The organism is Pseudomonas sp. P7548 (genome assembly GCF_013386585.1).
Lineage (GTDB): Bacteria > Pseudomonadota > Gammaproteobacteria > Pseudomonadales > Pseudomonadaceae > Aquipseudomonas.
Window position 1 is genome coordinate 116,392 of the sequence record NZ_JACARO010000014.1, and the last position, 15,969, is coordinate 132,360.

Annotated in this window: 15 protein-coding genes; 8 read left to right on the plus strand and 7 right to left on the minus strand. The window is 61.5% G+C overall.

Features of this window, described 5'->3' with window-relative positions:
- Positions 1 to 28: 28 nt before the first annotated feature.
- Positions 29 to 943 carry a DNA-binding transcriptional activator PunR gene (gene punR / locus HX803_RS07610; protein WP_178919868.1) on the minus strand — a complete coding sequence of 305 codons (915 nt, stop codon included), beginning with the start codon at positions 941 to 943 and terminating at the stop codon, positions 29 to 31.
- Positions 944 to 1,065: 122 nt separating this feature from the next.
- Here punR and punC point away from each other — a divergent pair, with 122 nt between their 5' ends.
- A complete protein-coding gene (punC, locus tag HX803_RS07615) occupies positions 1,066 to 2,250 on the plus strand; it encodes a purine nucleoside transporter PunC (protein ID WP_178919869.1) in 1,185 nt (394 codons plus the stop codon).
- Positions 2,251 to 2,355: 105 nt separating this feature from the next.
- On the opposite strand, the gene HX803_RS07620 is transcribed toward punC, so the two are convergent.
- Entirely contained in the window at positions 2,356 to 3,189 is an 834-nt protein-coding gene (locus HX803_RS07620) for a nucleoside-binding protein (protein ID WP_176995390.1), read from the minus strand.
- Between the two features lie 143 nt (positions 3,190 to 3,332).
- Complete coding sequence (locus tag HX803_RS07625; protein WP_178919870.1) at positions 3,333 to 4,283, minus strand: LysR family transcriptional regulator; 951 nt, start codon at positions 4,281 to 4,283, stop codon at positions 3,333 to 3,335.
- A 173-nt stretch (positions 4,284 to 4,456) separates the two neighbouring features.
- Between HX803_RS07625 and HX803_RS07630 the strand changes: the two genes are divergently transcribed.
- Positions 4,457 to 5,959: a nucleobase:cation symporter-2 family protein gene (locus HX803_RS07630; protein ID WP_178919871.1), complete on the plus strand. Its 1,503-nt coding sequence runs from the start codon at positions 4,457 to 4,459 to the stop codon at positions 5,957 to 5,959.
- 140 nt (positions 5,960 to 6,099) lie between these two features.
- Here the strand turns inward: HX803_RS07630 and HX803_RS07635 are convergent, their stop codons facing one another.
- Both HX803_RS07635 and HX803_RS07640 read right to left on the minus strand, forming a co-directional pair.
- Complete coding sequence (locus tag HX803_RS07635; RefSeq protein ID WP_178919872.1) at positions 6,100 to 7,032, minus strand: proline iminopeptidase-family hydrolase; 933 nt, start codon at positions 7,030 to 7,032, stop codon at positions 6,100 to 6,102.
- A gap of 93 nt (positions 7,033 to 7,125) precedes the next feature.
- A complete protein-coding gene (locus HX803_RS07640; protein WP_178919873.1) occupies positions 7,126 to 7,890 on the minus strand; it encodes a LuxR family transcriptional regulator in 765 nt (254 codons plus the stop codon).
- 183 nt (positions 7,891 to 8,073) lie between these two features.
- Here HX803_RS07640 and HX803_RS07645 point away from each other — a divergent pair, with 183 nt between their 5' ends.
- From HX803_RS07645 to HX803_RS07670, 6 genes are read left to right on the plus strand one after another with little or no spacing between them, the layout of a single operon-like run.
- A complete protein-coding gene (locus HX803_RS07645; RefSeq protein WP_178919874.1) occupies positions 8,074 to 8,961 on the plus strand; it encodes a proline iminopeptidase-family hydrolase in 888 nt (295 codons plus the stop codon).
- 3 nt (positions 8,962 to 8,964) lie between these two features.
- A complete protein-coding gene (locus tag HX803_RS07650; protein WP_178919875.1) occupies positions 8,965 to 9,912 on the plus strand; it encodes an ABC transporter permease in 948 nt (315 codons plus the stop codon).
- A complete protein-coding gene (locus tag HX803_RS07655; RefSeq protein WP_178919876.1) occupies positions 9,909 to 10,766 on the plus strand; it encodes an ABC transporter permease in 858 nt (285 codons plus the stop codon). Before HX803_RS07650 ends, HX803_RS07655 begins: the two co-directional genes overlap by 4 nt.
- Positions 10,763 to 11,719 (plus strand): ABC transporter ATP-binding protein, encoded by a 957-nt coding sequence (locus HX803_RS07660; protein ID WP_178919877.1) that lies wholly within the window; start codon positions 10,763 to 10,765, stop codon positions 11,717 to 11,719. Before HX803_RS07655 ends, HX803_RS07660 begins: the two co-directional genes overlap by 4 nt.
- Positions 11,716 to 12,687, plus strand: coding sequence for an ABC transporter ATP-binding protein (locus HX803_RS07665; protein ID WP_178919878.1), 972 nt, complete (start codon positions 11,716 to 11,718; stop codon positions 12,685 to 12,687). Before HX803_RS07660 ends, HX803_RS07665 begins: the two co-directional genes overlap by 4 nt.
- A gap of 32 nt (positions 12,688 to 12,719) precedes the next feature.
- Complete coding sequence (locus HX803_RS07670; protein WP_178919879.1) at positions 12,720 to 14,234, plus strand: ABC transporter substrate-binding protein; 1,515 nt, start codon at positions 12,720 to 12,722, stop codon at positions 14,232 to 14,234.
- A gap of 134 nt (positions 14,235 to 14,368) precedes the next feature.
- Here the strand turns inward: HX803_RS07670 and HX803_RS07675 are convergent, their stop codons facing one another.
- Together HX803_RS07675 and mupP are read right to left on the minus strand one after the other, a co-directional pair.
- Entirely contained in the window at positions 14,369 to 15,109 is a 741-nt protein-coding gene (locus HX803_RS07675) for a YciK family oxidoreductase (RefSeq protein WP_178919880.1), read from the minus strand.
- A 187-nt stretch (positions 15,110 to 15,296) separates the two neighbouring features.
- The gene (gene mupP / locus HX803_RS07680; protein WP_178919881.1) at positions 15,297 to 15,968 is read right to left on the minus strand and encodes an N-acetylmuramic acid 6-phosphate phosphatase MupP; all 672 of its coding nucleotides are present in this window, start codon (positions 15,966 to 15,968) and stop codon (positions 15,297 to 15,299) included.
- Position 15,969 lies beyond the last annotated feature (1 nt).

The window sequence follows — 15,969 nt, forward strand, 5'->3', positions numbered from 1 at the left end:
CAGCTCCTACAGTCAGGCGGTGTGATTTTCAGAGATCAGGCCCATTCAACCACTCCTGATTCATCGTCTCGGTATCCCCCAGGTACTCCAGCAACCACGCCATGGCCGGCGACAATTTGTTCTGTGCCCAGGCCACACACGACGGGCTGGCCGGAAACGGCCGGCTCAGTTGCAACGCCACCAACTCACCGCGCTCGATCCACGGCAACACCTGATGCGCCGGCGCCATGCCGACGCACAGGCCGTCGCGCAGGCAATCGATGGCCGAGGCCCAGTTGGGCACCACCAGCCGCCGTTGGTTATCCAGGGTCCAGGTGTCGCGCTTGGGCAGGTTGCGCGACGTGTCGGTCATGCACAGGGAGGCGAAGGGACGCAGCTGATCGTCATTGAGCAACCCCTCGACTGTCGCCAGCGGGTGCTTGGCACTGACCACGCACAGCCAGTTCAACAGGCCCATGTCACGAAACGTGAAGTGGCTGGCCACCGGCACTGCGCTGGTGGCGCCGATCACAATGTCGGTGCGCTCATCGGCCAGCGCATCCCACACACCGTTGTACACCTCGTATTCCAGCAGCAACTCCACTTCGGGAAACTGCCGGTAAAAATCCAGCACCAGTTGCCGGCAGCGCTGGGGTTTGACGATTGAGTCCACGGCCACCTTCAATTGGCCGCTCCAGCCATTGGCCACCTGCTGGCATAGCCGGCGCGTGCCGAGCATCTTTTTCATCACGCCACGGGCTTCTTCTATAAAGAGGCGGCCGGCGGGTGTCAGCTCCACGTCCCGGTGCCTGCGCACGAACAGTGGTACGGCCAGCCACTCTTCGATCTGACGCACCGTGTAGCTGATGGCCGACGGCACACGGTGCAACTCCTGGGCGGCCGCACTGAAGCTGCCATGGCGCGCTACCGCATCGACCACATCCAGAGAGTATTCAGACCACATGATGGTTGCCTTCAAAATATTTGATCAGAGTGTCCAATTATTATCGCTTCACACAAAAACTGTCAGCTTCATAATGGGCGCCAGTCAGCAAATAGTTTGATGGCAGGATCTTCAAGGCTTCAATGAAAAATTCTTTGGGTTTCACGGGGTATCTGGCGGGGCTGAGCATGCTCGGTTATCTGGCCATGGACATGTACTTGCCGGCCTTCGGCGCCATGGGCGAACAGTTGCAGATCGGCGCGGGTGCCGTGGGCGCCAGCTTGAGTATTTTCCTTGCGGGCTTTGCGGTGGGGCAGTTGCTGTGGGGGCCGCTGTCTGACCGCTTGGGGCGCAAGCCGATCTTGCTCACCGGCCTGAGCCTGTTTGTGCTGGGTTGCTTGGGCATGTTCTGGGTCGAGACCGCGCCGCAACTGCTGGCGTTGCGCTTTGTCCAAGCGATTGGCGTGTGTTCCGCCGCCGTGAGTTGGCAGGCGCTGGTGATCGACCGTTACCCGGCCGACAAGGCCCATCGCGTGTTCGCCAGCATCATGCCGCTGATGTCACTGTCGCCGGCCCTGGCGCCGTTGCTGGGGGCGATGGTGTTAAACCACTTCGGCTGGCAAGCGATATTCGGCGTGTTGCTGGGCGTGTCGTTGCTGCTGCTGTTGCCCACTTTGTTCCTGCGCACTGTACCGAAACGTCAGGCGCAGACGGGCGAACCTTCGCGCCTGGGTTACGGGCAACTGCTGACATCCCGCGTGTTTACCGGCAACGTGATGATCTTTGCCGCGTGCTCCGCCAGCTTCTTCGCCTGGCTGACCGCCTCACCGTTCATTCTGGGCGATATGGGCTACAGCCCGAATGACATTGGCTTGAGCTACGTGTTGCCGACCTTGGCATTCCTGGTGGGCGGCTACAGTTGCCGCAGCGCCTTGCAGCGTTATCAGGGCAAAACCCTGCTGCCGTGGTTGCTGGTGGCGTATTGCATCAGCATGCTGGCGTTGTACCTGGTTGCCACCTTGACCGTGCCGACCCTCACCACCTTGCTGATTCCGTTCTGCCTGATGGCCCTGGTCAATGGCGCGAGCTATCCCATCGTGGTGGCGAATGCACTGATGCCGTTTGCAGAAAATTCCGGCAAGGCCGCGGCCCTGCAAAACACTCTGCAATTGGGGCTGTGTTTCCTCAGCAGCCTGTTGGTGTCGTCGATGATCGACCAACCGTTGTTGATCACCGTGATCGTGATGCTGGCGACTGCGCCGTTGGCGGTATTGGGTTACTGGCTGGCGCGGCCAAAAAACAACCCTGCCAAACTGGCCCAGGCCTGACCCCTGTAGGAGCCGGCTTGCCGGCGATCGCGGTCTATCAGTTAGCCCATTCGTCGCTGACCCACCGCTATCCCCGGCAAGCCGGCTCCTACAGGTTGGCGGGTGTCAGAAGGTGACTTCCATGTTCAGCGTCGGGGTTGAGGTGCGAGTACCCAGGCCACCGTCGACGCCGAACTTGTTGTGCCAATACTCGTAACCCACCCCCAGGTACAGGTTCGGTTTCACGCTTTTGCCCGGCCGCACCGCCACCATCAGCGCGGTACGCATCAGCGCTTCCGGCGCGGTGTCGCGGCCGTGGTAGTCCTTGCCTTTTTCCCCGACGTAATTGATGAACCCCTGGAACTTGACCGCGTGGCTGGCGACCTCGAACGGGCGCATCCACGTCAGGTTGAGCATGTAGGTGTCATCGAACGTGTGGTTCGACTCTTGCGCGCCGGGGATGCCGGTGTGGTTCTTTTCCTTGTAGTACATCAGGCTCAGGTCGAGCACACCGACGGTGTTGAATTTCAAGGTAGGACCGATCACCAGGGCGCGCTTTTTGGCTGACGCGAAGTTGTTGTTGCGGTTGGCGTCAAACCCCGCCGTCAGGGCGTAATCCTTGATCAGGCCGGTGCCCAGCGGCACATCGAATACCCGCGATGCGTACAACTGGTGCCGGTACACGCCGTACACCTCGCTGCCGCCATGGTCCGTGCCTTTGCGCGGGTCGCTGCTGTCGGACAGGAACACATCGAGGTTGAAGTAGTTGCTGCCGTATTGGTAACCGCTGGCGTGGGTAAAACTGTAGATGCGCTTGCTGAAATCGTCGGGGTTGTTCGGATTGGTGAAGTGCTGGCCGTAGCGGAAACCTACGCTGTTGTTCATCCATTCCACCGCGACAGCCTCCCCGCCGCCGAGGAGGGACAGTAAGACGGTTGCGCCGTGCAGTGCCTTTTTCATTGTTTTTATTCCTTTGGCGTTTGGCTCATGGCGGCCTTGCAGGGACCGCCGGGCGCAGTATCAGCACAGGGCGGGCGTGCGCCAAAGAACAGAATCTCGCCTGGGGCGATGCCGAAACGGCAGCACGGTATTTGCCCTGAAAGTCAGGAAATACGCGGCGCCGCAGGCATTTCCTCGCGTTCGCGCAAGGCGATCTCTTCGCCCAACAGGTGGGTCAGGGCTTGCACCGCCACGGGCAAGTCACGGTCCTTGCGGGCATACACGCCCAGGTCGCTGAAGATGCCACCCTGGTCGCTCAGCGGAATGTGCAGCAGTTCGCCGCGCTGCAGGTCGGCCTCGATACCGATGCGAGTCTGGAAGGCGATGCCCAATTGCTGGCGCGCCAACTGTCGCGCCAGTTCCATGGAGTTGCTGTGCAGCAGGGGCTTGCTCGCTGCCGCTGTGGATGTGTGCAACGGGGCGATGAGGTGATGCACCGACAGTTCGCTTTTGGCCTGGATCACCCCGTATTCGCAGCATTGCCCATAGCTCACCCGCGTTTCACCGGCCAGCGGATGCTCCGGCGTCATCAATGCGCCCAAGCGGAAATGGCCGACGCACAGCTGGGTGATTTCGTTGCTGCGCGGCAGGGCAAACGCCAGGCCGAGGTCCGCCTGGCCATTGACCACCGCGCCGGGAATCGACTGCGAACCCTGCACCGTGACGCCAATTGTCACCTTCGGGTAGCGCTCACGCATACGCCGGAGTGCGGCAGGCAGCAGTTCGACGGCGGCCCCTTCCACCGTGGCGATTTCCACATGCCCGGTCTGCACGCCGTGCAAGCCATCCAGTTCACCGCGCACCCGTTCTACATCCTGCAGCAGCAGGCTGATGTGGCGCGTAAGGATCTCACCGGCGGCCGTCACGCGCAGGCCGCCCGGCAACCGCTCGAACAGTGGTGCGCCCATCTCGTCTTCCAGCTTGAGGATCTGCCGGTTCACGGCCGACGACGCCACGTTCAGGCGCCGCGCGGCTTCGCGGATCGAATGGCAGCGCCGCACCATGTCGAAGTAGTAGATGGCCGGAGCATGAATACGCAGCTTGCGGTTGAGCATTTTTTTTCAGGTCCTTTTGCGCACGGCTTCAAGCCACAGGGCAGGGCGGCTGAATGGATTTTTGTATCGCCGTCATCTGGATTATTGTGAAATTGATTGTATACAACTCTATGGACATCCCGTCTTTCCTTTGCATACAGTGAATACACAACAAAAACAGAGACCCCCCCACCATGACTATCCCGAAGGCGTCACCGCAGCGGCCAGAAGATGAGAATCTTGGCGTCGCGGCCAATATGGCTTACGGCCTGCAGCATGTGCTTACCATGTACGGCGGCATCGTTGCCGTTCCGTTGATCGTCGGTCAGGCAGCGGGGTTGTCGCCCGCCGATATCGGCCTGCTGATCGCTGCGTCACTGTTTGCCGGTGGCCTGGCCACGCTGCTGCAAACCCTTGGCTTGCCGTTTTTTGGTTGTCAGTTGCCGCTGGTGCAAGGCGTGTCCTTTGCCGGTGTGGCCACGATGGTGGCGATTGTCGGCAGTGATGGGGCGGGCGGTGTGCCGGCGATACTCGGGGCGGTGATGGCCGCGTCGTTCATCGGCTTGCTGATCACGCCGGTGTTCTCGCGGATCACCAAGTTTTTCCCACCGCTGGTGACCGGCATCGTGATCACCACCATCGGCTTGACCCTCATGCCCGTCGCGGCCCGCTGGGCCATGGGCGGCAACAGCCGCGCGGCGGATTTTGGCAGCATGTCCAACATCGGCCTGGCCGCGTTGACCCTGGTGTTGGTGCTGCTGCTGAGCAAGATCGGCAGCGCGACGATCTCGCGGTTGTCGATTCTGCTGGCAATGGTGATCGGTACGGTGATTGCGGTATTCCTGGGCATGGCGGACTTCTCCGGCGTGGCCCAAGGGCCGATGTTCGGTTTCCCTACGCCATTCCATTTCGGCATGCCAACCTTCCACGTGGCCGCGATCATTTCCATGTGCATCGTGGTGATGGTGACCCTGGTGGAAACCTCGGCAGACATCCTGGCCGTCGGTGAAATCATCGACACCAAGGTCGACTCCAAACGCCTGGGCAATGGCTTGCGCGCCGATATGCTGTCGAGCATGTTCGCGCCAATCTTCGGTTCCTTCACCCAAAGCGCATTTGCCCAGAACGTCGGCCTGGTGGCGGTGACCGGCGTGAAGAGCCGTTTTGTGGTGGCCACCGGCGGGGTGTTTCTGGTAGTGCTCGGCTTGCTGCCCTTCATGGGGCGGGTGATTGCGGCGGTGCCGACGTCGGTGTTGGGCGGTGCCGGGATCGTGTTGTTCGGCACCGTGGCGGCCAGCGGTATCCGCACCTTGTCCAAGGTGGATTATCGCAACAACATGAACCTGATCATCGTGGCCACTTCCATCGGTTTCGGCATGATCCCCATCGCTGCGCCGAGCTTCTATGACCACTTTCCGAGCTGGTTCGCGACGATTTTCCATTCGGGTATCAGCTCGTCGGCGATCATGGCGATCCTGCTGAACCTGGCGTTCAACCACTTCACGGCCGGCAACTCGGACCAGCAGTCAGTGTTCGTGGCGGGGACCGAGCGCAGCTTGTGCTTCCGCGATGTGTCGGAACTGCGCGATGGCGACTACTTCAGTGGCGGCAAGTTGTTTGATGCCGAGGGCAAGGAGATTCCGTTGGTGGCCGAGGTGCCCAAGAAGTCCGCCAAGCCCGAGACCAGCGAAGTCTAAAACCTCCCCGATATACCTGTAGGAGCTGGCTTGCCAGCGATGACGGCCAGCCAGTCACCACAGCGGTGACGGTTGGATCGCTATCGCTGGCAAGCCAGCTCCTACAGGGTTTCAGCCAGTCGGTGTAGCAACAGGGGTGTTTAGCCGGCCTTGAGTGCGCGGTGCGGCAACGAGCACGCCTCATCCAGAAACTTCACCACCGTGCCCATGCACGCCTGACGTTCTTCCACGTGAGGCATGTGGCTCGAGTCTTCGAACAGTGCCCAGCGCACATCCTCGATCTCATCCAGGAACGGTTTGACCACCAGCGGTGTGGCTTCGTCGTGGCGGCCGGAGATCACCAGGGTCGGCACCTTGATCGCCGACAGCCGGCCAATCACATTCCAGTCCTTCAAGCTGCCGATCACGTGGAACTCGGTGGGGCCGCTCATGGCGTGGTACACCGTCGGGTCGGCATCGACCTGGGCGAATGTGCGTGCCACTTCTTCTGGCCACGGGTTGACCCGGCACACGTGCTGGTCGTAGAAAATCCGTGAGGCAGCCTGGTACTCGGGGTCGCTGTAGGTGCCGGCCGCTTCGTGCTTGAGCAGGGTTTCATGCACGCCTTCGGGCAGCAACTGGCGCAGGCGGTTGGCTTCGCTGACCCAAGTACGCATGCAGGTCGGCGAGTTGGCCGGGATGAATGCGCGCAGGCCCTTGGGTTGCAGGATGGCGTGTTCGCTGCCGAGCATGCCGCCCCAGGATTGCCCGAGGATCGCGTAGTTGTCGCTGATTTGCAGGTGGTCCAGCAGGTTGTTCAGTTCTTCGAGGAACAGGCCGATGGTCCAGAAAGACGGGTCTTTGTCGGGCAAGTGGGTGGAACGGCCATTGCCGATTTGGTCGTAGTGAATCACCGCATGGCCGCTGGCCGCGACGTCCTTGAACGCATCGACATAGTCATGGGTGCAGCCGGGGCCGCCGTGAATGATCACCAACGGTGTACGGCCGGTGGTCAGGTCGCCGGTAACGCGATACCAGGTCTGGTAGGCGCCGAAGGCCGCAAAGCCTTCGCGGATTTTCTCGATGAATTCCATTTCGTACCCTGCTCTTAAAAAAAGGATCAGGGACACCATAGTCGGCAGGGCAGCTTTAGGTAACTAGCAAAACAGCTAGGTTTTGCCGAAGGGTCAGTCCTCCAGCAGGCGGTAATGGGTGGCGCGTACCACCGCTTGCACGCGGTTCTTGGCGCCCAGCTTGTGCATCGCCGAGGCCAGGTGCAGGGTGACCACCGCCAGTGACCGGCTCAGTTGCGTGGCGATTTCGGCGGCGGTCAGGCCGTCGGCGGCCCATTTCAGGCATTCGCGTTCGCGCTTGGTCAGGTGAATATGGGGGTAGCTGCGTAGCGCCTTGCTGAACAGTGGGTAGGCTGCTTCCTGCAATGCATGGGTAATCAGGCTGAAGTCCGCCAGGGTCTGCTGGGCGTCGCGTAATACGGTGCGCGCCTTGCCGGTGCGCAGGCCGGTCAGCGAGGCGAAGCCGCCACGGGGCAGGTGGATGGGCACGCTCACGCCGCAGGTGAGTTGCCGCTCATGCAGGTAGGAAGACACCGGGGCATGGCAAGGGTCGATGATCTTTTGCAGCGCGGTCTCGGCCTTGGCCTCATAGGACCAGACAAACGGCGACACCGTGCTCAGGGCCAGGTGCTGAACCGGGTCGATCTGATAGAACCCTTCACTGCACCACAAGGCGTGCCAGTCGGACGGGGTGTTGCGCAGCTCCAGCACCGAAGGGGTGATGAGCGAGCCATCCTGGTCGATGGGCACCGGGGTGTAGTCGTACACCAGCGCATCGAAGCCCAACTGCTGGGCGAGAATAAACGTATTGTCCATCTGCTCATCCAGGCTCCTGCCCGGCATCAGACGATTGTTGAAGGCAGTAAGCTTGGCCAGCATCCGTTCTGCTCCCGAATTCATTTGAATCTCGACTTGCGGCAAGTAGAATGCCACGCCCCGGCGAAGGACTGCCAGGCCAAACCTATAAGAAATACTAGGTTATGGACGCACGGCATCCTCGGTAGTGTTGGCCTGATAAACGGCCGCTACCTGCCAGGCCGATACAACACAAGGAATGTATGCATGTGGCGTGAAATTGCCCCCGACCAGCAGTACAACGTGCAAGTCGACGGCCATAACCTCGTGGTCTACAGCTTTGGCGAAGGCGATGAGGTGCTCTTGTGTCTCAACGGCGGCCCGGGCCTGCCGTGTGACTACTTGCGCGACGCCCATGGCTGGCTCAAGGACCATACCCTGCGAGTGGTTGCATTCGACCAGCTTGGCACGGGCGCTTCAGCCAGACCGACCGACGTTTCGTTGTGGGATATCCGCCGTTATGTCGAAGAAGTCGAAACCGTGCGCCAGGCCCTGGGCCTGGGCCGCGTGCACCTGCTCGGGCATTCCTGGGGCGGCTGGCTCGGCATCGAGTACGCCATTTATTACCCCGACGCGCTGAAAAGCCTGATCCTCGAAAACACGGTCGGCGACATTCCGCACCTGTCCCAGGAACTTGAACGCCTGCGCGGCGCCCTCGGCAGCGAAACCGTGGCCATGATGCAGCGCCACGAAGCCATGGGCACCCTGGATCATCCGCAGTACCAGGCCGCGATCACCTTGCTCAACTATCGCCACGTGTGCCGCCTGGACGAATGGCCGGAGCCGGTCAAACGCTCTCTGGGCGACTGGAACATGGGCCCGTACGAAACCATGCAAGGCCCCAACGAATTCCTCTACATCGGCAACCTCAAGGACTGGAACCGCATCAAGGAGATGGGCGAGTTCACGATGCCGATCCTGATCACCACCGGGCAGCACGACGAACTCACCCCGGCCTGCGCCCACCGCATGAAGCTCGCGGCCAGACACGCGCAGTTGCACGTGTTCCCCAACAGCAGCCACATGCCTTTTTATGAAGAGCCCCAGGCGTACTTTCCGGTGCTGCTGGACTTTCTCGCTCGTCACCGGGGCTGACGGATGAACCTGGCGCGTTACCGTTTTGTGTTGTCCCGACCGCTGCAATTGCTGCCGGTGCTGTTTGGCATCAGCCTGATCACCTTTGTGCTGGTGCGCTCGATCCCCGGGGACCCGGCACGCGCGTTGCTGGGCTCGCGCAGCACGCCGGACGCCTTGCTGAAGATCCGCGCCCAGTACGGCCTGGATCAGCCGTTGTGGCTGCAATATTTCTACTTCCTCAAGAACCTGCTCAAGGGCGACCTCGGCCAATCCCTGCTGTACAAGGTCGATGCCCTGAAGCTGATCGTCACACGCATCGAACCCACCCTGGTGCTGGTGCTCGGCAGTGTGGTGCTGGCGCTGTTGATCGCAGTGCCGCTGGCAACCTGGGCGGCACGTAATAAAGGTGGCTGGGCGGATAACTTGATCCGCGTGTTCACCACGGTCGGCCTGGGCATGCCGGCGTTCTGGCTGGGCTTGATGCTGATTTTGTTGCTGAGTGTGCAGTGGGGCTTGTTTCCGGTGTCTGGCTACGGTCGCACCTGGCTCGACAAGGCCCACCACATGGTGCTGCCATGCTTGACCATCGCCCTGGCGCTGTCGGCGGTGCTGGTGCGCAACTTGCGCGCAAGCATGCTGATGGAGCTGCAGGCCGACCATGTCACGGCGGCCCGGGCCCGTGGGTTGTCGGAAGCCGCGGTGTTTCGTCGGCATGTGCTGCCCAATTCCCTGGTGCCCGCGGTCAACCTGCTGGCGGTGAATATCGGCTGGCTGATCAGCGGCACCGTGGTGATCGAAAGCCTGTTCGCCATTCCCGGCATCGGCCAATTGCTGGTGCGCGGCATCTTTACCCGCGACTACATGGTGGTGCAGGGCGTGGCCATGGTGCTGGCCTGCGCCACGGTGCTGATCAACTTCATCGCTGACGTGGTCACTGTGGCCCTCGACCCACGGGTGAAAATGCAATGAGCAGCCGTCCGTTGATTGCGCCCTGGCGCCTGCGCTTGCGTTTCGGTTTTCGCAATGGCCGCCTGACGGCCGCGTGGGGTTTGCTGATTCTGCTGGCGTGGCTGGGGCTTGCGCTGTTCGCCCCGTGGATTGCGCCTTATGACCCGATAGCACAGAACACGGACATCAGTTTGCTCGGGCCGAGCCTGGCCCATCCATTTGGTACGGATAACTACGGTCGCGACATTCTGTCGAGGGTGATCTGGGGCGCGCGCATCGACCTGCAATTGGCCATCGTCGGCGTGATCTTCCCGTTCATGATCGGCACCTTCGTCGGCGCGGTGTCCGGTTATATCGGCGGGCGCTTCGACAGCTTTTGCATGCGCGTGATCGACGTGATCCTGGCCTTTCCCTTCCTGGTGCTGATGCTGGCGATCATGGCGATCCTCGGGCCGGGCTTGAAGAGCTTCTACATCGCCATGGCGCTGGTGGGCTGGGTGTCTTACGCGCGGCTGATTCGCTCGCAGATCCTGGTGCTCAAGGAAAGCGACTTCGCCCTGGCGGCCAAGAGCCTGGGCTTTGGCCATGGGCGCATTCTGTTTGGGCATTTGCTGCCCAATGCGATGTTTGGCTCGATCGTGTTTTCCATGTCGGACGCCGTGCTGGTGCTGCTCAATGGCGCGGCCGTCAGCTACCTGGGCCTGGGTGTGCAACCACCGACAGCGGAGTGGGGCACCATGGTGGCCGAAGGGCAAGCGTTCATCACCACCGCGTGGTGGATCTGCACCTTTCCCGGCGTGGCCATCGTGACCCTGGCCATGGGTTTCAGCCTGCTGGCCGACGGTGTGGCGCAAGTGTTGGGAGATCGCTCATGAGCCTGTTGCAAGTGCGCGACCTCAGTGTGATCGCCAGTAACGCCGGTCGTGATGTCACCTTGGTGGAGCGCGTGTCGTTCGACCTGGCCGAAGGTGAAATCCTCGGCCTGGTGGGCGAGAGCGGCTCGGGCAAGACCATGGCCTGCCGTGGGCTGATGCGCCTGCTGCCGTCGCCCAACCTGCGTGTGCAAGGCGGTGCGGTGCGGCTGGCCGGCCAGGACCTGCTGCAACTGGACGATGCCAGTATGCGCGCCGTACGCGGTGGGCAATTGGGCATGATTTTCCAGAACCCCAGCAGCCACCTGGACCCGTTGATGCGCATCGGCGAGCAGATCGCCGAGGGCATCCGGCTGCATCAAGGTGCCTCGAAAAAAGACGCACGCCGGCAGGCCATCGAGGTGCTGCGCCAGGTCGGTATTCCCGACCCCCAGGCCCGCGTCGACAACTACCCCCACGAGTTTTCCGGCGGCATGCGCCAGCGCGCGATGATCGCAGTGGCGTTGGGCTGCAACCCGAAAGTGCTGATCGCCGATGAACCGACCACCGCCCTGGACGTCACCGTGCAGGCGCAGATTTTGCGGCTGCTGCTGGCGCTGCGTGACGAGCGCGGCTTGTCGATCATCATGATCACCCATGACCTGGGCGTGGTGGCACAAACCTGTGACGCCATCGCGGTGATGTACGCCGGGCGCCTGTGCGAGCACGGCAGCAAATACGAGGTGCTGGCCCATCCGCAACATCCGTACACAGCGGGTTTGATCGACTGCCAGCCTGCCCATAGCAGCGGTCACGCCTTGCTGCGCACGATCCCCGGACAGCCCCCCTTGCTGGACGCATTGCCCGCCGGTTGTCGGTTCAACCCGCGTTGCCCGCAGGTCGGCGCGTTGTGTACCCGCGTGTTGCCTGAAGGTGCGCGAGTGGCGTGCCACTATCCCCTCGGAGGCCAGCCATGAGCTTGTTGCAGATCAAGGACCTTGAGGTGAAGTTTGCCGCGTCCGGCACGGGCGTGTTCGGCCTGAACAAGCAGTGGGTGAGGGCGGTCAATGGCGTGTCGCTGAACCTGGCGGCGGGTGAAACCCTGGGGCTGGTGGGCGAATCCGGTAGCGGTAAAAGCACTCTGGGCCGGGCGATCCTGCACCTCAACCCCATCAGCGCCGGCCAGGTCTTGTTTGATGGCATCGACATGGCCCATGGCAGCGCCATCGACATCACCCGCCTGCGCCATGAAACCGCAATGATCTTCCAGGACCCGTACGCCGCGCTGAACCCGCGCCACACCATCGGTGAAACCATTGCCGAGGTGCTTCGGGTGCAACGCAAGGTCGCGTCAGAGCAGATCCCCGCACGCGTGAATGAGTTGCTTGATCTGGTTGGCCTACGCCCCGAACTGGCCAGCCGCAAACCCGGCTCCCTCAGTGGTGGCCAGTGCCAGCGCGTGGGTATCGCCCGGGCGCTGGCGGTGGAGCCGCGCCTGATCATTGCCGACGAATGCGTGGCGGCGCTGGATGTGTCGATCCAGGGCCAGATCATCAACCTGTTGCTGGAACTGCAACAGCGCATGAACCTGGCGATCCTGTTCATCGCCCACGACCTGGCCATCGTGCGGCGTTTGTGCGACCGCGTGGCGGTGATGTATCTGGGCAAGATCGTCGAGGAAGGGCCGGTGGAGGCGGTGTTCACGGCGCCGCGTCATCCGTATACCGCCGCGTTGATCGAGGCGATTCCCGAGATCGATCCGCATCGGCCGTTGCCTGCCGAACCCTTGCCAGGTGAGCCACCCAGCCCGCTGAATTTGCCCACAGGCTGCGCCTTCCACCCCCGTTGCCGGCATGCCCGGGCCATGTGTTCCGTCGTGTTGCCGCCTACCCATTTCCTGCACGAGCATCGGTACAGTTGCGTGCTTGAAGAACCGTTGCTCTAACCCTCTGCCATTCATTAACAAGGAGTTGTGATATGCAATCGCGCCATTTGAAATTGCTCGCCGCCGCTACATTGACTGCATGGTCCCTCACTGCCGGGCTGGCGCAAGCCGCTGGCGTACTGACCATTGGTTGCCGTGAAGACAGCACCACGTTCGACCCGATCAAAAGCGCGCAAAACCGCGACACCTGGGTATTTGCCAACGTCTATGACACCTTGGTGCGCGTCGACAACCTGGGCACGAAGATGGAACCGGGCCTGGCCGAAAGCTGGGAGATCTCCAAGGACGGCCTGACCTACACCTTCAAGCTGCGCGATGCGAAGTTCTCGGATGGCTCGGCGATCACCGCCGATGACGCAGCGTTCAGCCTGCTGCGCATCCGCGACAACAAGGCGTCGCTGTGGGCCGATCCGTTCAACCTGATCAATACGGCCAAGGCGTCAGACCCGAAAACCCTGGTGGTTACGCTGAAGACTCCGGCTGTGGCCTTCCTCTCGCAACTGGCGTCGCCGACGGTGTCGATCCTGTCGGAAAAAGCCATGACAAAAATGGGCGAAGACGCCTACTCGGAAAACCCGGTGACCTCCGGCGCGTTTACCGTGGATGAATGGCGCAAGGGGGATCGTGTGATCCTGAAGAAGAACCCGAACTTCTGGCAAGCCAAGAACGTGAGCCTGGATGGCGTGGAGTGGGTGTCCGTCACCGACGACAACACGCGCATGCGCATGGTGCAGAACAACGAGCTGGACACGGCGATCTTCGTACCGTTCTCCCGCGTTGAAGAGCTGAAGAAAGACAAGAACGTGGTCATCCACGCCGACCCGTCCACCCGCGAGGATCACCTGCTGATCAACCATGCCCACGGTCTACTGGCCAAGCAGGAAGTGCGTGAAGCGCTGGACATGGCCATCGACAAGCAGTCGCTGGTCAAGACCGCCACCTACGGTCAGGGCACCGTGGCGTATTCCTACATTCCAAAGGGCTCGCTGTACCACTACGCCAACAACCTGCAGCGTCCGTACGACCCGACCGCCGCCAAGAAGCTGCTGGAGCAGGCCGGTGCCAAGGACTTGAAGCTCAACTACGTGGTCAACGCCGGTAACGAAGCCGACGAGCAGATTGCGGTGATCATCAAGGACCAACTGGCCAAGGTCGGCGTGACAGCCAACCTGCAAAAGGTCGACCCGACCCAGAGCTGGCAGATGCTGGTGGACGGTGAGTACGATATTTCGGTGATGTACTGGACCAACGACATCCTCGACCCGGACCAGAAGACCACCTTCGTGCTGGGCCACGACACCAACCAGAACTACATGACCCGCTACAAGAACGACAAGGTCAAGGCACTGGTGGCGCAGGCGCGGATCGAGGCGGACCCGGCCAAGCGCGAGCAGATGTATGTCGAACTGCAGAAGTTGGCTAAACAGGACGTGAACTGGATCGACTTGTACTACAGCCCGTACATCAACATCTCTCGCAAGAACGTGAGCAACTTCCTGCAAAACCCACTGGGCCGCTTCACCCTCGAAGAAGTGGTGAAAAACTAAGATCCAGAGAGCACTGCATACAACTGTGGGAGCGGGCTTGCTCGCGAAAGCGGTACATCAGTCAGTAATTTTTTGACTGATACTCCGCTTTCGCGAGCAAGCCCGCTCCCACATCTAGTTCTCTTGCATACCTGTTATTGCGCGTCGAACGCCTGCCCATTGATGCCGGTACTGTCCGGCCCCATCAGGTACAGGTACACCGGCATGATCTCTTCCGGTGTCGGGTTGTCCGTTGGGTTTTCCCCAGGGTAGGCCAGGGCCCGCATGCTGGTGCGCGTGGCGCCCGGGTTGATGCTGTTGGCCCGTACCGGTGCGACCTTGTCCAGCTCATCTGCCAGGGTTTGCATCAGGCCTTCGGTGGCAAACTTCGACACCCCGTAAGCCCCCCAATACGCCCGACCCTTACGCCCGACGCTGCTGGAAGTGAACACCACCGAAGCATCCTGGGACAGCTTGAGCAGCGGCAGCAAGGTGCTGGTCAGCATGAACATCGCGTTGACGTTCACCTGCATCACCCGCATGAAATTCTCACCGGACAACTGCTCGATCGGCGTGCGCGGGCCGATGATCGAGGCGTTATGCAGCAGGCCGTCGAGGTGGCCGAACTCCTTTTCGATCATCGCGGCCAGCTCATCGTATTGATGGGGCAGGGCGGTTTCCAGGTTGAACGGGATCACCACCGGCTGAGGCTGGCCTGCGGCTTCGATTTCGTCGTACACCTGGGCCAGGTTGGCTTCGGTCTTGCCCAGCAGCAGCACGGTGGCGCCGTGGGCGGCGTAGGTTTTCGCGGCGGCCGCGCCGATCCCGCGACCGGCACCGGTCACCAGGATCACCCGGCCTTTGAGCAGTTCTGGGCGTGCGGAGTAATCAAACATAAGCATCCTCGGCAAAAGTTCAGCAGGTTGCAGACACCAAACTTGAAAGCAACGTGATCCCCTGTGGGAGCGGGCTTGCTCGCGAATGCGGAGTATCAGGCAGAAAATTTGCTCCTGGTAGACCGCATTCGCGAGCAAGCCCGCTCCCACATTTGGAACTTCATTGGTCAGTAGATTCGGTTAACAATCAGCAACTGCACAGTGCGTTATCCAGCACCTTGCGCAGTTCCAGCGGGTGGTCCACCACCACGTCAGCACCCCAGTTGCGCGGGTTGTCGTCCGGGTGGATGTAGCCAAAGGTGACCGCAGCGGTGCGCGTGCCAGCGTCGCGGCCGGATTCGATATCGCGCAGGTCGTCGCCCACGAACAGCACGCTGGCCGGGTCCAGGTCGAGCATCTTGCACGCCAAAATCAGCGGCTCCGGGTCCGGCTTGCTGTTTTTCACATGGTCCGGGCAGATCAGCAGCGCCGAGCGCTCGGCCAGGCCCAGTTGCTGCATGATCGGTTCGGCAAAACGCAGCGGCTTGTTGGTGACCACGCCCCACACCAGCTTGGACTTCTCGATGTCTTCCAGCAGCTCGGCCATGCCGTCGAACAGCTTGCTGTGGATCGCGCAGCCCTTGAGGTAGCGCTCCAGGAACTCCTGGCGCAGGTCTTCAAAGCCTGGGGATTCGGGGTCCATCGAGAAGGTCACGGCAACCATCGCCCGTGCACCACCGGAAATTTCATCGCGGATATGCTGCGGGTTGATCGGCTCAAGGCCACGGTCGGTGCGCATGGCCTGGCAGATGGCGATAAAGTCCGGCGCGGTGTCCAGCAGGGTGCCATCCATGTCGAAGAGTACGGCTCGCAACTTCACA